General features: G+C 61.9%; 12 protein-coding genes. 6 read left to right on the forward strand and 6 right to left on the reverse strand.

The genetic code is table 11. The annotated features are described in order from the left end of the window. Positions 1 to 222: 222 nt before the first annotated feature. Both SINAC_RS24065 and SINAC_RS24070 read left to right on the forward strand, forming a co-directional pair. Positions 223 to 744 (forward strand): hypothetical protein, encoded by a 522-nt coding sequence (locus SINAC_RS24065; protein ID WP_015248166.1) that lies wholly within the window; start codon positions 223 to 225, stop codon positions 742 to 744. Next, a complete protein-coding gene (locus tag SINAC_RS24070) occupies positions 741 to 1,238 on the forward strand; it encodes a DinB family protein (RefSeq protein WP_015248167.1) in 498 nt (165 codons plus the stop codon). Before SINAC_RS24065 ends, SINAC_RS24070 begins: the two co-directional genes overlap by 4 nt. A 4-nt stretch (positions 1,239 to 1,242) precedes the next feature. On the opposite strand, the gene SINAC_RS24075 is transcribed toward SINAC_RS24070, so the two are convergent. Together SINAC_RS24075 and SINAC_RS24080 are read right to left on the reverse strand one after the other, a co-directional pair. Then, complete coding sequence (locus SINAC_RS24075; RefSeq protein WP_015248168.1) at positions 1,243 to 1,857, reverse strand: ECF-type sigma factor; 615 nt, start codon at positions 1,855 to 1,857, stop codon at positions 1,243 to 1,245. Between the two features lie 131 nt (positions 1,858 to 1,988). Continuing rightward, positions 1,989 to 3,935: a protein kinase domain-containing protein gene (locus SINAC_RS24080; RefSeq protein WP_015248169.1), complete on the reverse strand. Its 1,947-nt coding sequence runs from the start codon at positions 3,933 to 3,935 to the stop codon at positions 1,989 to 1,991. 444 nt (positions 3,936 to 4,379) lie between these two features. On the opposite strand from SINAC_RS24080, the gene SINAC_RS24085 reads away from it, so the two are divergent. Both SINAC_RS24085 and SINAC_RS24090 read left to right on the forward strand, forming a co-directional pair. Beyond that, positions 4,380 to 4,739 (forward strand): hypothetical protein, encoded by a 360-nt coding sequence (locus tag SINAC_RS24085; RefSeq protein WP_015248170.1) that lies wholly within the window; start codon positions 4,380 to 4,382, stop codon positions 4,737 to 4,739. 163 nt (positions 4,740 to 4,902) lie between these two features. After that, positions 4,903 to 6,207 carry a PP2C family protein-serine/threonine phosphatase gene (locus SINAC_RS24090; RefSeq protein ID WP_015248171.1) on the forward strand — a complete coding sequence of 435 codons (1,305 nt, stop codon included), beginning with the start codon at positions 4,903 to 4,905 and terminating at the stop codon, positions 6,205 to 6,207. A 148-nt stretch (positions 6,208 to 6,355) separates the two neighbouring features. Here SINAC_RS24090 and SINAC_RS24095 read toward each other — a convergent pair whose 3' ends face one another. The 3 genes from SINAC_RS24095 to SINAC_RS24105 all read right to left on the reverse strand — a co-directional run bounded on the left by SINAC_RS24095 (position 6,356) and on the right by SINAC_RS24105 (position 10,251). Continuing rightward, on the reverse strand, positions 6,356 to 6,889 hold the full coding sequence (locus SINAC_RS24095; RefSeq protein ID WP_015248172.1) for a ChuX/HutX family heme-like substrate-binding protein: 534 nt from the start codon (positions 6,887 to 6,889) through the stop codon (positions 6,356 to 6,358). Positions 6,890 to 6,985: 96 nt separating this feature from the next. Then, complete coding sequence (locus SINAC_RS24100; protein ID WP_015248173.1) at positions 6,986 to 8,101, reverse strand: HD domain-containing protein; 1,116 nt, start codon at positions 8,099 to 8,101, stop codon at positions 6,986 to 6,988. Positions 8,102 to 8,346: 245 nt separating this feature from the next. Beyond that, positions 8,347 to 10,251 carry a glycoside hydrolase family 97 protein gene (locus tag SINAC_RS24105; protein WP_015248174.1) on the reverse strand — a complete coding sequence of 635 codons (1,905 nt, stop codon included), beginning with the start codon at positions 10,249 to 10,251 and terminating at the stop codon, positions 8,347 to 8,349. 384 nt (positions 10,252 to 10,635) lie between these two features. On the opposite strand from SINAC_RS24105, the gene SINAC_RS24110 reads away from it, so the two are divergent. Further along, entirely contained in the window at positions 10,636 to 11,991 is a 1,356-nt protein-coding gene (locus tag SINAC_RS24110; RefSeq protein WP_015248175.1) for a cytochrome P450, read from the forward strand. 19 nt (positions 11,992 to 12,010) lie between these two features. Here the strand turns inward: SINAC_RS24110 and SINAC_RS24115 are convergent, their stop codons facing one another. Beyond that, positions 12,011 to 13,075 (reverse strand): PA0069 family radical SAM protein, encoded by a 1,065-nt coding sequence (locus SINAC_RS24115; RefSeq protein ID WP_015248176.1) that lies wholly within the window; start codon positions 13,073 to 13,075, stop codon positions 12,011 to 12,013. Positions 13,076 to 13,419: 344 nt separating this feature from the next. Here SINAC_RS24115 and SINAC_RS24120 point away from each other — a divergent pair, with 344 nt between their 5' ends. Then, complete coding sequence (locus SINAC_RS24120; protein ID WP_015248177.1) at positions 13,420 to 16,680, forward strand: sensor histidine kinase; 3,261 nt, start codon at positions 13,420 to 13,422, stop codon at positions 16,678 to 16,680. The last annotated feature ends 29 nt before the right edge of the window (positions 16,681 to 16,709 follow it).

Genomic DNA, 16,709 nt, shown 5'->3' on the forward strand with positions numbered 1-16,709 from the left:
CCGATCGTCACAGCTCTTTTGGGGATGGTCGGGAAAGGTCAGTTTCTTAGTGAAGATAGTCAAGTACGATTCTATCTCGGAGGCTTCTGTAAATCAACGGTTCTACGCTTCTGGTTTCGGGACGACAAGAGGCAGTGTGCAGGTTACGCTGAAGGGAGTGTGAATCAGTGACGACTTTCCCGCGAGTCGATCGACGGGGGTACACCTCGGATGATCACGCCCATGGCTGAATATTCGCTGGAAGGTCCGAAGCCGGCGCGAATGTACGAAGTGATCTTGCCCAAGAAGCTCGGCTACTTCGGTAAGGTCCAGGAGGTCCTCGAGGACCTCTTTAACGAAGACGCCATTCGTGCCATTCCCTTTGTCAAGCAGACGATTGCCCATAACCGCCAGCGCGATCCGACGTTTGACGAAGACTCCTGGATCAAGACGCTCCGCCTCGCTTCCCGAGGCTATTCGATCTACGAGATGGATGGCCGATATCTCTCCGCCCAGGAGGGACCGGTCGACGAGCGAGTCCTTGTGATTCGCTTCATCTTCCATAATCCAGGGGGAGCGGCCGACCCCAAGACCGACTTCCTCGCGGTTTCGCTCGAGGTGATCAACCACCTTGTGGCCCACCGCTTCGCCACCGAGCTTGGCGTTGAGGAAGAGATCTGGTTCCTTGAGTATAACCACACCCAGCTTGCAATTTGGCGCAAACGGAAATCCGAGACTTCGACCGACGAGGAGAATGGACTTTGAGCGACCCTACGTCCGTGATCGATCGCTATGCCGAAGGGGGCCCCTTACTTCAGTACGCCACCTCGGGGCTGCCCTCAGAACATGAAGCGACACGCGTTGGGCCGGGACTTTGGAGCCTCTCCGAGCTTGTTGCCCATTTACTCGACGCCGACCTTGTGATTGCCGACCGAATGAAACGGGTGATCGCCGAGAACGATCCCGTGCTCCAAGCCTTCGACGAAAATGCCTGGATCGAACGACTCGACTCTCAGGCGATGCCGGTCGAGGAGGCTGTCGCTCTCTTCGCGGCGAACCGACGCTGGATGACGCGGGTCCTTCACAACTGCACCGAGGCCGATTTCGCTCGGAGCGGCCGGCATACTGAGGACGGTCGGAAGACACTGGCCGAACTTGTCGCCAAGGCGGTCAGTCACCTCGATCACCACCTTGTTTTTCTCTACGCCAAGCGGGCCGCGCTGGGCACGGCCGTCCTACCTCGATACACGGCGCGGTGAGGCGTCACTCGTTGAGCCAGGTGCGGCGGATCAGCTCGAGCTTGTTGGCCACGGTTCGCAGGGCGCATCCGAGTTTTTGGCGAATTTCTTCGTTGGTATACCCTTCCATCTTCCAGATTGCGATCCGGCGGAGGGTCTCGTCTCCCAGGAGGTTGAGGAGCCGGCGATGCTCGTCGGCAACCATGGCGGCGAACTCCGGGCTCGGTTCGGAACCGACCATCTGGTCGAGTCCGCCGAGCCCTTCGTCGGCGAGGGGGCCGGCGAGGGCCGACTCTCCGACGACTCGGCCACCGCCTCGCTTTTGGCGGCCCTCGCGCTGCATCTGGTCGACGGCCTTGCGGGCGGTGATCACGACGAGGAGTTTCCAGAGGTCGTCACGATCGGCGAGTTGCGGGAACCGGCCGAGGGCGGCCCCCGCACAGAGGCTGTCGAAGGCGCTCAGAGCGGCATCTTCCTCATCTTCAACGATGCCGGGCCGGCGCGTCGCGCGAAGCTTGGCGCGGGCCACATGGACCAACTTGTCGAAGTAGCGATCCCAGAGCTTCTGCGCAGCGGCCTGATCGCCCGCCTTGAGGCTGCCGACCCAGATTGAGACCGACCCCTTATCCTCTGTGGTCATGCTGCAATATCTCCCACTCTCCGCTCGTTGCCCAGCAGAATTGTAACGATCGTGAACGAATCGGGTACGGTCCGGATTCATCAAGGTGACCAACCTCGAAACCAACGGGCCCGGCCGTGCTTGGAAGTGGCTCAAGGGAGGTGTGGCTCGCCCTCGCTTGGGGGCGAGGTGAGAGTGACGGTCTCGACATCCGAATCGTCGATGGTTTCGGTAAATGGGCCTTTGGGCACGGGCTGGCGGCGTGTGTGTTCGACGGCGACTGCGGCGGAGGCGGCCAAGGAGGCGAGGACCTCTTCGTCAACGACTTCAAAGTCGCCGCCCCGCTTGTTGAGGACCTGGAAGACGCCGAGGATTCGGCCGTTCTGGCCGGTCATCGGGAAGGTCAAGAGGTTCCTCGTACGATAGCCGCTGCGTTTATCGATCTCGGGGTTGAATCGAGGGTCGGCATAGGCGTCGGGGATGTGGATCGTTTCCCCGGTGACCGCGACGGTCCCGGCGATCCCGACGCCAAGGGGGACGCGGATCTCGCCGACGGTCGAGTCAATCGTGAGTTTCGACCAGAGCTCGCCGCGCTCGCGATCGATCATGTAGATCGTGGCGAGCTCGGCATTGGCCACCCGGCAGGCGGTTTCGCCGAGCAGGAACAGCAGCTTGTCGACGTCGGTGATCGTCATCAACCGCCGCGTCATTTCGCCCAGCAGATGAAGTCGCTCCGCATGCCGTTCGGCGGAGAGCTGCTGCTGGGCCAGTTGTCTCAAGGCCGACTGGAGCCGGGCATGGTACCAGGATGCGCCCGCCAGGAGGCCGAGCACGGCCACGGCGCTGACGACCAGGGCGTTCGAAGCCCAGAAACCGACCAGGAGCCCGAGGGTGGCCACGGTCCCTGACCCGACGAGCATGGCCCGCACCGGTTGGCGTCGGCTCCATCGCATGGCTCGCTCGAGTCGACCTGCGGGCTGGGCGGCGATCGGCGCACCCCCCAGGAACGCGTGCAAGTCGTTGGCTAACGCCTCGGCGCTCGGGTAACGCCGCGTCGGTTCTTTCTCCAGGCACTTCAGGCAAATCGTCTCGATGTCGCGAGGCAGCTTGGTCCGCAGCCGTCCCGGGGGGACCGGGTCCTGGTTCAGGGCCAGGAGTAAGGTCTCCAACGCGGTGGCGGCCAGGAACGGGGGCAATCCGGTGAGCATCTCGTAGAGCGTGGCGCCCAGGGCATAGACGTCGGCGAGCGGGCCGAGCTCGTGGCCATCGCCTCGTGCCTGTTCCGGAGCCATGTAGGCCGGAGTGCCGACGAGGGTTTCGGTCCGCGATGGATTCACCGAGCTGACCCCGGTGACGATCTTGGCCAGACCGAAGTCGGTGATCTTGGGCTCGCCGCCATGAGTCAGCAAGATATTGGCCGGCTTGATATCGCGATGGACGATCCCGCGCTCGTGGGCCACGTGGGTGGCGCGTGCCAAGGTCTCAATGATCTGGGCGGCCTGCCGGATGGGCAGGGGCCCCCCGTTCAACTTCCGAGCGAGGCTCCCCCCCTCGACGAACTCCATCGAGAAATAGGGAAATCCGTCACGCTCGCCGATTTCGTAGATCTGCACGAAGTTCGGATGCGAAAGCCGGGCCACGGCCTGGGCCTCGGTCCGAAACCGAGCCAATGACTTGGGGTTGGTGTGTGATTCCGCGAGAATCATCTTGAGCGCGACGATCCGGTCGAGCTTGACCTGCCGGGCTCGGAACACGACCCCCATCCCCCCTCGGCCAATCTCTTCAAGAATCTCGAGGTCGTCGTCCCCTTGCGGGATCTGGAATCCCGATGAAGGGGGGGCGAGCGTCTTGGAACTGATGGTCAGATCCTTGTGCGGCATCTGGTTTTCAGCGGCCTTGTGGCGATAGTGCTTCAGAAGCGCGGAGAGTTCGGCGTGGAGTGCGGCTCGTTCCTCGCTCCCGGTCTCGCCGAGAAAATCCTCGAGCCGTGGCGTTTCCCCCGCGCGTAGAAGCACTTCGAACCGGTCGCAAATCTCGACCACACGCCGGAACTGGGATAGCGGCAGAGCGGGGCGGGCCGTCGGATCGGCCGGGTTCATGATGCAGGGTCTCGAGGCGGAAAAAAAGGGGAGCGAAGCGGGTCATCGCCGATGACAGGTCATGACTGACAGTTAAGAACGTACCCTCCTCGAAGCAGGATGTCGATGAGAGGGGCGTGATCGGGTCCTTTTGAAACGAACGAACCACCCCGTCTCGTCTGACCAAGCCCTAGAGTCGCCCTGTCCCTCCCGGTCGGCCGAATGAGGTTGCACGGGGACCGGGGGAGTGCTACCATTCTCGCACGATCATTATGTTTTGTGGGATTGTTCTCCCCCTTCCCGCCTGCTTTTGTTGGCTCGCCTGAGCTCTCTATCAACTCGCCCGCTCGAGCCGACCCGGTTCCCTGGTCGGGGGATCCAACGCCGCGTCGGCCCCGGGGCCTTGCCCCGCTCGCTTCGCCAGGTCGCCGCGATGGTGCGACGCTCTCTCGTGGAAAGGCATCCATGCTGAATTTCAACATCAATCTTACCAGCCTTGCCATTATTCTTTGGTCGGGAATGCTGATCATTGCCGGATCGATCTGGGTTCTCTCCTCGCAGGTCCGGAAAGTGGCGGATTTGCTCGAGGATCAGGGGCGTGAGACCTCGGCCACTCAACTCGTTGAGTCCCCCTACGAGGCGAGGCTTGCGGCAACGTCGACCCGGATCGCGAGGCGAGGCGCTTCGGGCAGCCTTCGGAGCACGGGGCGGACCAGTCTTGCAGGAGCCCGCAGCCAGGGGCAACTGGCGACGCTTCGCCGCGAAGCCTCCGTCTTGAGTCGCGCGATCGCGTCTCAAGTGCCCGACGATCGCTCGGCTTCGTGAACGCAGGCCAGCTCGACTTAGGAGATCGGATCCCGTCGAACCAAGGCTCTCGGTTTGGTCGATCAGTGTGAATCAGTTGCCGGGTCCCCTACAATAGGGCCATTATCGAACCGGAATCACTCCGCGTCTCGGTCAAAAGGCTCCACGACCTGGGGACGGCACCATGGGAATCGACCAGCAATTCGCCGAGCCGAGACTTCCGAACCTCGACTGGCGCAAGCGACTTGACGTCATCGTTGAGACGATGCGCGAGATGAGCCTCCAGACTGATCCACAGGCCATGGTTCGCGCCTACGGGAAGCGGATCCGACAACTGATGCCCGCCGATCGTCACGTCGCCTTGAGCCGGCGCGGTCTCGAGACGCCCCAATATCGGATCACTCGAGCGAGTCAGTGGACCGAAGAGATCAACCCCTGGAAGGAGAAGCACCGGCTGCCGCTCCTGGAAGGGGGGCTGCTCGGTGAGCTGCTCTACAGCGATAAACCGCAAATCATCGACGATTTGCAGTTCGCTCCCGACGATCCGGCCGCCAGCTATTTGGCTGGCCAGCGGTCGCTGATGGCTATCCCCCACTATGACGGCGGGGTGGCTCTCAACATGACCGTTTTGATGCGGTCTATCCCCCACGCATTCGATCGGGACGACTTTCCCGAGCAAGTCTGGATGAGCAACCTGTTCGGCCGGGCGACCCAGAACCTCGTCCTGGCCGAGGAGCTGAGGCAGGCCTATGACGTCGTCGACCGGGAGTTGAAGCTGGTCGCCGACATTCAACGCTCCCTGCTCCCCAAAACGATCCCGCGTATTCCAGGGCTCGACATGGCCGCGTCCTATCAGACGTCGCAGTGGGCCGGCGGTGACTACTACGACTTTTTCCCTTTGTCCGAGAACCGTTGGGGCATCTTGATCGCCGATGTCAGCGGCCACGGCACCCCCGCCGCCGTCATGATGGCGATCACCCATAGCATCGCGCACGCCGTTCCCAACTTCCCCGATCCCCCCGCCACGATGCTCAACCACGTCAACCAGCAGTTGGCGACGCTCTACACGACCAACAATGAGGCCTTTGTCACGGCCTTCTACGGAATCTACGACCCTGTCAAGCGCACGCTGACCTACGCCAGCGCGGGGCACAACCCGCCGCGTCTCAAGCGGTGCGAGGACGGCTCGATCATCGCACTCGACGGTGTTGGCAACCTCCCCTTGGGTGTCATGGCCGACGTGGTCTACGATCAATACACCCAGGTGCTTCGCCCCGGCGACCAGATCGTCTTCTACACCGACGGCATTACCGAAGCCACGAATCCGGCGGGCAAGATGTTCGATACCGAGCGACTCGACGAAGCCGTGGCCAATTGCCACCTCGATGCCAACGGCCTGATCGAGGCCGTTCTCGGCGCCGTTGAGCGATTCACCGCCGGTGAACCCGCGGCCGACGATCGCACGCTCCTTGTGGCCAAGGTCTTCTAGCCCGGCCAATATGGAAACATCCACGAACAGGTGAATGCTCGTGCGAGGGGGGTGGGCTTTGCCCACCCTCTTCGCATGGTAAAGCTTCAGCCTGCCACGACCTCGAGGGAGTGGCGGTCTGAAGCCTTACCGATCGAAGCTCGGATGCTCAATCCGCGTCCGCCGAGAGACGCTTGGCCAGGGTGTGGAACGCCTCGATGGTTTCTTTGGGGACGTCGGGGAAGCTTTCCCAGAGGAAGGCTTTAAACGCGGCATCGCCCGAGTGATCGAAGAACTGGAACGAATAGGTCGCGGTGGTGGTGTCGTGGCCCCACTTCTCGACGGCGAAGATATCGGCGATTTCTTCGTGGAGGATGTGCATGTCAAGGGTGTCGGTCTGCACGTTGAAAAAAGGGCCGGCGTCGGAAAAGCCGCCGAACGTGCCGACCGACTCGATGACCGCAGCACGGCTGCGGACGAAGACGCGCATCGTCCCCAGCGCAGGGAGAGCTTCCAACAACTCGCGGAAAACTCCCTCGCGGAGCCGGACGATCGGCCATTGCCCGACCAGGGCGTCGACCACGGACTTTTCGGTGACGCCGAATTTACGGGCCGCCATCATGGTCATCCGCGACCGGTCCTTTTGGAAGTAGTCGCGAATTGATTCGGTGACGTCGGCTGTCGACTCAGAAGCAGCGTCCATGGCAGGAGTCTCTCGATGGGGTGGAAACCCCTTGGACCTTGCGAGAATGCTCGCAAGGTCCAACGGTTTCTTCTTTCACCCTACTGAGATCGGCCGTCATTCGTCCAGATCGTCTTCGTCGGCCATTCGGCGGATGTACTCGAGGGCTTCTGAGACCTCGCAGACCACTGCGCCGGGCTGACGGCCCTTGCTGTCGAGTTCGCGCAGGAGCATAAGGTCCTCGAAGTCCTCGGATTGCTGGAGCCGGACGCGTTTGCGGGCGCCGAGGGTTCCGTTAACATAGGCTAAGGCGTCCATGTGATGGGCGATCAAGGTTTCGGTGCGCTCGGTGATCGTCCCTTCCAGGGCTTGCAGGGCGGCCAGCACGTGGTCGGCGGGGTCGATCGCCTTGCCGACGTCGTGCAAGAGCGCGGCGAGCAGGAACTCCTCGTCATACGATCGCTCCTGGCGGGCCAGCTCGAAGACTTGCAGGCTGTGATAGAGCGCGTCCCCCTCGGGGTGATAACGCGGATTCTGCTTGACCCCTTCCAGCGGGAGGAGCAGGAGCCGATAAAGCTCGAACCGGTCGACGTGGTCCTCCACCCGCTCGACTTCTCGGTCCAGGTCGAGATCGGGGTTCTCCGACCGGAGGAAGGCCTCGAGTTCGGCGATCGAGGCACGCTCGATCGCCTGGCCGGTGATCGAACTTTTGAAGACGTAGTGGGCCTTGTCCTCGGGATAGAGCGTGAGCTCGTACGGGTAACGGTCGTCGATGTGAATGTGGGTGAAGAGACGTTCTTCACCGTATTTCACGATGCGTTTGCGCTCGACCTCGTAGGGAAGGGCGAGGTCGTCGAGAGTATCGGTCACGATCGATTGGCTGTCGGCAAAAATGTGAATGTCAATGTCGGAACCGTGGCGGACGTGCCCGGTCCAGACGCTTCCGATCAGGCGAGGCCGGAAGCGGGTGAGCTTACGCATCAGCCGAAGCGCTTCGATCCGCATGTCGAGCAAGTGCTCGAGGCGCTTCTCCCCCTCGTGCATCCGGGCCATCGCCTGGATCTGGTCGCGAATCTCTCGATTTGACGGCAGGTCGGCCGGTCGGTATCGATATTCGACACCGAGCTGGCGGGCAGCCTTGCGTTTGGCGGTGAAGTACTCGGTTTCGAAACGCTGATACATGAGCTGCGCGGCAAGAAAGGCGATTTGCCGCCGGATCCGATCATCAGCCATGGTGAGGAGGTGCGCCGTTTAGGCCCATCAATGCGGCGCGGGGCGTGGGCCGGGCAAGCTTGTTGCCGTCGGCCCTGCGTTCTTCTGCACAAGACGAGAAAGGTGAACTGGGTCCAACATAGCATCGGTCAATGCAGCAGGTCAACCTGAGTGCGCCGTTCCATAGGAGTAGCTTGGCCGTTGTGGATTGGACTCGTCATGCCGCATGGAAATCCCCAACGGCCGGGCCAGCCGTGCCGTACAACTCAGGGTTTGACGAAGCGAGCGATGAAGCCGCCACCGGCGCGGAGATCGATTGCGATTGAATCGTCTTTGGTGGCCGTGGCCTCTTCGATTTTTACGGCGGCGGGTTCATCCTCCCGGTCGCGGACCAGCATCGCTTGGTAGGTTCCGGCTCCGAGGAATGAGGTGGGCACGCGCACGGTGCCGGCCGCTGGGCCGTTGACGATGGCCAGGAACCAACGGTCGCCGCTTCGCCGGGCGAATGCGGCCCGCTCACCGATCTCGGAGATCGGCAGGACGAGGGTCTCGTCCCAGACACTCGGGATGCTCTTGATCATCTCGGCCGCCGGGTTCTCGAGCATGGACTTGGGGTGAGCGGCGTAGACCAAGACCGGCGAGGTCAGGACCGCCGCACTGGCGATTTGGTGCGTCCAGGAGGTCTCCCGCCTGCGTGCCCCGAAGTGCATCGGCGTGTAGTCGGCGTGGCCGGCCAGCAAGCGAGTGAAGGGCCAGGTGGCGTTGTGGGTGGCCCATGCCTCTCGCTTGCCCCCTTCGAGACCGGCGATCCCCTCCCGGGTCATCTCGTTCGGCCAGGTCCGCGACTCACCCGTCGGCTTGTTGGCGCCGTGGAAGTCGACCATCAAATGGTGTTCGGCCGCATCGCGCAAGCAGGCCTCGAAGAGGTCGACCACCTCCTTCGCCTCGTGGTCGAAGAAATCGAGTTTCACGCCCACGACGCCTGCGTCCTGGCACTTCCGGAAGAACGCGCGCCGGGCTTCCGGACTCCTGATGTCGCGGCTATGTTTCCAGAGCCAGATGCCGACGTTGCGGTCCTTGGAATACTGAACCAGATCGCGGAGCTCGGCGTCGCTCCACTTCTGCCAGAGTCCTTCCACGATGTTGTATTCGAAACCGAGCTCACCGGCGAGGCGGGAGAACTCCTTGATGCCTTCGAGGTTCTTCTTGCCGCCGTCAAGGTATTGCCAGACGGCTCGACCGGGCCGGACCCAGTCGGTTTTGAGCCCGGCAGGGAAGAGCTTCGCGTCAGGGGGGAGTGAGACGTTGCTCACAATGTCGCAGTTCGCCAGACTGTTGAGGTCGGCCCCAATCATGACGATCCGCCAGGGGGAGTGGGTGGTTCCCTGAATCGCGGCTGGTTTCGTCAGGCGTTTCGCTTCCTCATCCCCATACCTGAGAGTGAATGGGTACGAGGCCGGATGAGTATGCCCCAGTCGCGCGGCGAAGCCGAGTTTGCCGTCGGCTTGCAGGGCCATTCCGCTGAAGCCGGTGACCGCCCCCTCGGTGATTGACGCGTAGCCGTGGCCCTCGGGCAGTTTGATCGTCAATGGCGGCGCAGCCCAGTCGCCGGCCTCCGCCTCGGCGATTGCCTTGCGGGCATGGATTCCCTCGTAGTGTCCGCGTAGGTTGTGGTACCAGACCGTGCTCCCGGGGACCAGCCGGAATGAGGTCGCCTCGTCCACGACCCGCTTGGCATCACCGCCGGGGACAACGTAGCGGAAGGCAACGCCATCGTTGAAGACGCGAATTTCGACTGTGTAGTCCGTCTCTGACTTCCCATGCCGGACCGGTACGCGAGCGCCTCGGAATCGATTGGTCGCTTGAGAGTGAACCCCACGCGTTGGATAGACCTCGTCGGCCTGGAACAACTCGGCCCGTCCAAGCTCGGCGGCTTGGCCGAGGTCGACACCATCGATGACGATCCCCGCTTGTGAGGTCGTGATCACGGGCCGGTTTGCCAGATCGACCTGATACTCGAGGTGATCGTCGCCGGTCTTGAGCCGCATCCGAATCTTGCCGTTCGGGCTTTCGACTTCGACTACCGCGCTGGGGGCTGCGAAGGCTTCGGGAGCGTTTGCCCCGTGGGCGGTGAGCCAGAGGGCGACCGTCAACGCGCGCATCGTCTTCATGAGTCCCTCGTCGATGGTGGAACGGACCAGATTCGCACGAAGCTTCCTCGGTGGAGTTCCCCGAAGAAATCCTCTCTGAATGATAATTAGCCGCAATGCCTGGAATATGATTCACCTCGATCAAAAAAAAGATCGATCCCCGGTATCGAATCGGTGGGTTCATGCAATAAAAAAACGATGCTTGATGGTCCGCCCGCCATGCGGCCCATGGAGAACATTGCGGGATTCAGGCTGACCTCGTAGAGTGAGAAGCCCATGGCACGATGGCTCAAAACGGACCTGAATTGCCTCACTTACGGTTGAAAATCTGGGATTTCGTGAAAAGCCGGACATGCGCACCGGACATGTTTTGTGTGGAAATTCCAAAAAAAAGGGATGGCATCGATGGGGTCGGCTTTGACTGTGGGGCTCGAGACTCCCCCGGGTCCGAAGGGGAACTGGCTGACCGGCAGCTTGCCCGCGTTCCGTCGCGATCGGCTTGGTTTCTTGACCGAGTGCGCCCAGACTTATGGCGATGTCGTGGCGTTTCGGCTGGGGCCGAGGAAGATGATGCTGGTCAATCATCCGGACCTCGTCGAGGAGGTCTTGGTCACGAATAACCGCCACTACATCAAGCACTTCGCGCTGCGGATGACTGAGAAAACGCTGGGCAACGGCCTCCTCACCAGCGAAAGCGACTTCTGGCGTCGTCAACGTCGGCTGGCGCAGCCGGCGTTCCATCGCGAGCGGATCGCCGGGCATGCCGAGGTCATGGTCGCGTTTACCGAGCGGATGCTCCAGACCTGGAGCTCCGGTCAGGTCCGCGACGTCCAGGAAGCGATGATGCGGCTGACCCTGGAGATCATCGCCAAGACTCTGTTCGACGCCGACGTCTCCGCTGAGTCAGCCGCCCTCAGCGCGGCGATGGAGACGACTCTGCGCAGTTTCACCGAACGCGTCAACCACCTGGTTTCTCTGCCTGATTTCATCCCGACCCCCGGCAACTTGCGGCTCGCTCGTGCGGTGAAGCGGCTCGACGCAATCATCTTCGAGATGATCGCTCGCCGTCGCGCCTCGGGCGAAGACCGGGGGGATCTCCTCTCAATGCTCCTGAACGCCCAGGACGAGAACAATGGCGATCGGATGACCGACCGCCAGCTTCGTGATGAGGCGATGACTCTTTTCATGGCCGGCCACGAGACGACTGCCAACACTTTGACGTGGGCCTGGTACTTGCTTGCGCAACACCCCGAGGTCGAGGCCCGGCTCCATGAGGAACTCGACCAGGTGCTTGGCGACCGTGCACCGACTCTGGCGGATCTTCCCCGGCTCTCGTTTACCGAGCATGTGATCACTGAGTCGTTGCGGGTCCATCCGACCGTCTGGCTCCTGGGCCGAGAGGCGATTGTGCCGACCGTGGTGGGGAGGTATCCCGTGCCGGTCGGAATGACCGTTTATATGAGCCAATGGGTCGTGCACCGGGACCCTCGGTTCTTTGAGGATCCCGAGTCGTTCCGCCCCGAGCGCTGGCAGGACGGGCTCATGAAGCGGATCCCCCGGTACGCTTACTTTCCGTTCGGCGGCGGGCCGAGGATCTGTATCGGCAACAGCTTCGCCATGATGGAGGCCGTCCTTCTCCTGGCGACGATCGCACGGCGGTTCCGGCTGGGGCTCGAGCCGGGGACGAAGGCCAAGCTCTTGCCCACGATGACGCTCCGGGCCGACGGTGGGATTCCGATGGTGCTGTCGTCCCGACGCTGATCGAACGCTCGAGCTGGTGTCAATCGAAGAGGGAGAGTTGCTTGGCCCCCGGCTTCCGGAACGCCTCGGTCGAGAGGCCAGTGCTTCGTCCCACTAGCCCGGCCTTGCGGCAGGCGAGCGCGAACATCTGGGCGATCATTTCGGCGAACTCGCCCTGACCTCGCATCCGGGACCCGAATTGTGGGTCGTTCAACCGCCCATTCCTGAGCCCCTTGATCCGCTGGAGGACTTTCTCCTTGCGGTCGGGGAAGTGGCGTGTGAGCCAGTCTTCGAAGAGTGGGCCGACTCCGAGCGGAAGCCGGATCGGGGTGAAGCCGGCGAACTGGGCTCCGGCCTGAGCGGCAGCGGCGACGATGGCTGGCAGTTCGTGGTCGGTCAGCCCCGGAATGACCGGCGCGACGAGCACTCCCGCAGGTACGCCGGCTGCGGCCAGTTTCGCGATCGCGGAGAGGCGGAACTCAGGAATGGAGGCGCGTGGCTCAAGGGTTCGGGCCAGTCCGGCGTCGAGCGTCGTGACCGAGAGGAAGACGGCCGCCGCGCGATGCTCGGCCAAGGCGGCCAAGAGGTCGAGGTCGCGGGTTACCAACCGGTTCTTGGTGATGATCACGACCGGGTTGCGAAACTCCGCAAGTACCTCCAGGCAGCGCCTGGTGAGCCGGAGCCGACGCTCCACCGGCTGGTACGCATCGGTCACGCCGCTGAGAGCGATCGTCTTGGGCTTCCAGCGGGGCGAAGAAAGCTCGCGACGGAGCAACTCGGGCGCGTCCTCCTTGACCATAATCTTGGTCTCGAAGTCGAGGCCGGCCGAGAACCCGAGAAATTCATGCGTTGGCCTGGCATAGCAATAGATACAGCCATGTTCGCATCCCCGATACGGATTGATGCTGGCATCGAAGCTGATGTCGGGGCTGTCGTTGGTGGCGATGATCGTTCGGGACGAATCCTTCAGAAGCTGGGTGCTTGGAGCGGGGACCTCGTCGTGATCCCCATCGTCCGGCGCGAACTCGTGCCAGCTTTTCTCGAACCGGTTCGGTGGGTTATCGGCGGCTCCTCGGCCGTGGATCGTCGTCCGCTCGTCAGGCATTGGCTCGGCTCCTTCTCTGGGGAATTGCACTATACAGAAGTGCAGGAAAAAGGCGAGCAAGTTCCGGAGAATCCTGGCCGTCTCGCGCCCCACAGAAACCCGTCGCATGACCGGGTTGGCTGGGCGACGGTTGAATTGCAGGTGCCAGGTGAGGGATACGTCATGGACTCAAGCGGGGAACTCTGTTGGTTCCAGGACTGCCGTCTTGAAGCAGACTGGGCTCAGGCTGTAGGTTGACAAGTGGTAGCAGCCGGTCGATTCGATCAATCAATCAACAGACACCGCCCTATGCTGCGCGAACGGAGAATCGGTAGGCCGAGGCAGACGCCGAGTGAGGGGCAGGTATGACGTCTCCCGAATTGCGCGCCGGCCCCGCGCGCCGAACCTGGTTGGCGGTTTTCATCGCGATCACGATGGCCCTGCTGGCTGGGGGAGATTGGTATTACCGGCAGGAACGGGACCGAATCCACCAGGCGGAATACCAGGCCATCGCCGCCATCGGCGCATTGAAGGCCGGGCAGATTCAGCAGTGGAGGAAAGAACGTCTGGCTGATGTCACCGTGGTGGCAAACGACCCGTTCCTGATCACGACGGCGGGAACGTTATCCCGAGATCCTGCCCTTCCGCTTCCGCTCGCCCAGTTTCAGGAGATTCTGTCGATCCGGGTCCAGGCTTACGGATATTCCGACGCACTCCTGCTGGCTCCCGATGGGAACGTCCTCATCGACGTCAAAAAGGCTACCGACCCGGTGGGCAAGGCCACTCAGCGGGCCATCGCGGTCGCTCTTGCCAGTCGGGGACCTGTGTTGTCCGACCTCTACCGTGGGGTCGACCAGGTTGTTTATATGGACGCCGTCCAAGCCGTGCGAGAAGCTGAGGGGACGCCGCTGGCCGTCGTCATTCTCCGCAGCCGTGCGAAATCTTATTTGTATCCACTGATCCAGGCATGGCCCACGCCGAGTCGAAGTGCCGAGACGCTCTTGGTCCAGCGGGACGGCGAGGATGTCCTCTACCTGAGCCCACTTCGGCATCGGCCTGACAAGGCCTTGTCGCTGCGCCTATCGTTGGCACGCCAGGAACGGCCTTCCGTGCAGGCGGTGCTCGGTCGGCAGCACGAGTTCCAGGGCAAAGACTACCGTGACGATGTTGAGGTGCTGGCCAATCCGCGTCCCATACCCGGGTCACCCTGGTTTTTGGTGACCAAGGTCGATGTGGATGAGATCCTCGCCGAGGCGCGATACCGGGCCCTCGTCATCAGTCTTACCGTCGCCCTCTTGATCCTGCTGGCTGCGGCGGGGACGGCTTACTTGTATCGGCGGCGACAGGCTCGCCTCTACCGCATTCTCTACGAATCGGAACGCCGGCAGCGGGAGGACCAGGAAGCCGTTCGCACGGTTCTCTATAGCATCGGCGACGCCGTCATCACGACGGATCCCAGGTGCCGGGTGCGAGAGATGAACCGAGTGGCGGAATCGCTCACCGGTTGGACCGAGTTGGAAGCGCGGGGCAAACCCCTGGAGGACGTGTTTCAGACGATCAACGAGTCGACGCGTGCTGCTGCGAAAAGCCTCGTGAGTTCCGTCCAGTGTGACGGCCGGTCGGTGGGAACGTGCAATGGGACCTTACTCATCGCCCGTGACGGGACCGAACGACCCATTGCGGAGAGCGCCGCCCCCATTCGCGGTGAGAACGGCGCCAACTGCGGCGTGGTGCTCGTTTTCAGTGACAAGACCGTGGAGCATGCGGCCCTGAAGGCGCTGAAGGAGAGTGAAGCGCACTTTCGACTGGCGCTGGAAAATTCTCCTATTATTATTTTTCAACAAGATCGGGAGTTGCGCTACACCAAGCTTTTCAACCCGGTCCCGGGCTTGCCCATATCGACGACGTTGGGCAAAAAAGATGAAGATATCTTCGTTCCCGAAGAAGCCGCTTTTCTCACCGCCATCAAACGGGATGTGATGGTGACCGGGCGTTCCTTTCGTGACTCTTTGCGGGTCACCATCGACGGCAAAGTTTTATTTTTTGACACGATGGTGGAGCCCTTTCGTGACGCCACGGGTCGAATTGCCGGCATAACCGGCACGTCCATGGATATCACGGAACGTATGCAGGCGGAGATCCGGCTCGCCGAGAGTGAGCAAAGCTATCGAGATCTTTTTGAGAACTCGATTGCCGGTATCTCTCAGGCTCTGCCTGACGGGCATCTGCAACGGGTCAACCGCGCGTGTGCGCTGATGTATGGCTACAGTAGCCCGGAGCAGATGCTTGCCGAAGTCACCGATGTCGGCCGGCAACTCTACGCCTATCCGGAAGAGCGGACCGAGATGTTGCGGATCCTCACCACGGAGGGGGAGATGAAGCCGCGCGAGTTCCTCGTGGTCCGTCGCGATGGAACTCGGTTTTCGGTCCTTGTCGCTGCGCGGCAAGTGTGCGATTCCAGTGGAAATCTGATTTGTTTTCAGAATGTCTATATTGATATTTCTGAGCGGAAGCGGGCCGAGGCTGAATTGCGGACCCGGCAGGATCAACTGCACCACGCTCATCAGATTCTTGATTCCCACATTCAAAACTCGCCCCTCGCCGTGGTGGAATGGGATTGCGGTTTTCGCGTCCTCCGCTGGTTTGGCCAGGCCGAGAAAGTCTTTGGCTGGACCGAGTCGGAGGTGTTGGGGAAGCGTCCGGAGGAGTGGGGTTTTATTCTTGAAGCGGATGCGGCCGCCGTTGCGGAAAAGTTCAAGGGACTCTCGGATGGCACCGTGCCGCGAATCGTGTCGCTCAACCGGAATTACACACGCTCCGGTAAGGTGATTGATTGCGAGTGGTATAACTCATCGCTGTTCGATGAAAATGGCCAACTCGTTTCGATCCTCTCCCTGGCGCTCGAAGTTACGGAACGGCAACGGGTCGAGCATGTGCTCCGGGAATTGTCGGGTCGACTCCTGCACCTTCAGGATGAGGAACGCCGTCGGATTGCTCGCGAGTTGCACGACAATACCGCGCAAAATCTTGCCGCGATTCACATGAACCTTGGGATTCTGGAACGGGCCGTGTCGCCGAACGATACGCGGCACCGGCGGCTGCTCGCCAATTGCGAAAACCTGATCGCCCTGAGCATCCAGGAAATCAGGACCCTCTCTTACCTGCTCCACCCCCCGCTGCTCGACGACTTCGGTCTCGTGCATGCGATGCGCGAATATGCGGAGGGCTTTTCCGAGCGGAGCGGGATCCAGGTGGCCTTGGATGCGTCTGATGCTCAGTGCAGGCTCCCCGAAACCATCGAGCGGGCGCTGTTTCGGGTGCTTCAGGAAAGCTTGGGGAACGTCCATCGCCACTCGGGCAGCCCTGTGGCGAGCGTCCGCCTGGTGAGGGATGACAAGCAGGTCTGTCTGGAAATCCAGGATGAAGGCCGTGGACTGCCGCCCGATTTGGTGGGCATTGGCGGGGCCCTCGTAGGCGCCGCAGGGGTGGGGCTTCTGGGGATGAGGGAGCGGATGCAGCAGCTCGGCGGACACCTCGAACTCGAAACGGGCTTGCCCGGTGCGCTGGTGCGGGTCACCCTCCCCATCAAGCCACCGGGGTATTCAGACAGCCCATATAAGTTCTGATGTCTGAGCTTTTGAGCTTTTTCAAGAAG

Origin of the sequence: Singulisphaera acidiphila DSM 18658 (genome assembly GCF_000242455.2) — a bacterium.
In the GTDB taxonomy this organism is placed as follows: Bacteria; Planctomycetota; Planctomycetia; order Isosphaerales; family Isosphaeraceae; genus Singulisphaera; species Singulisphaera acidiphila.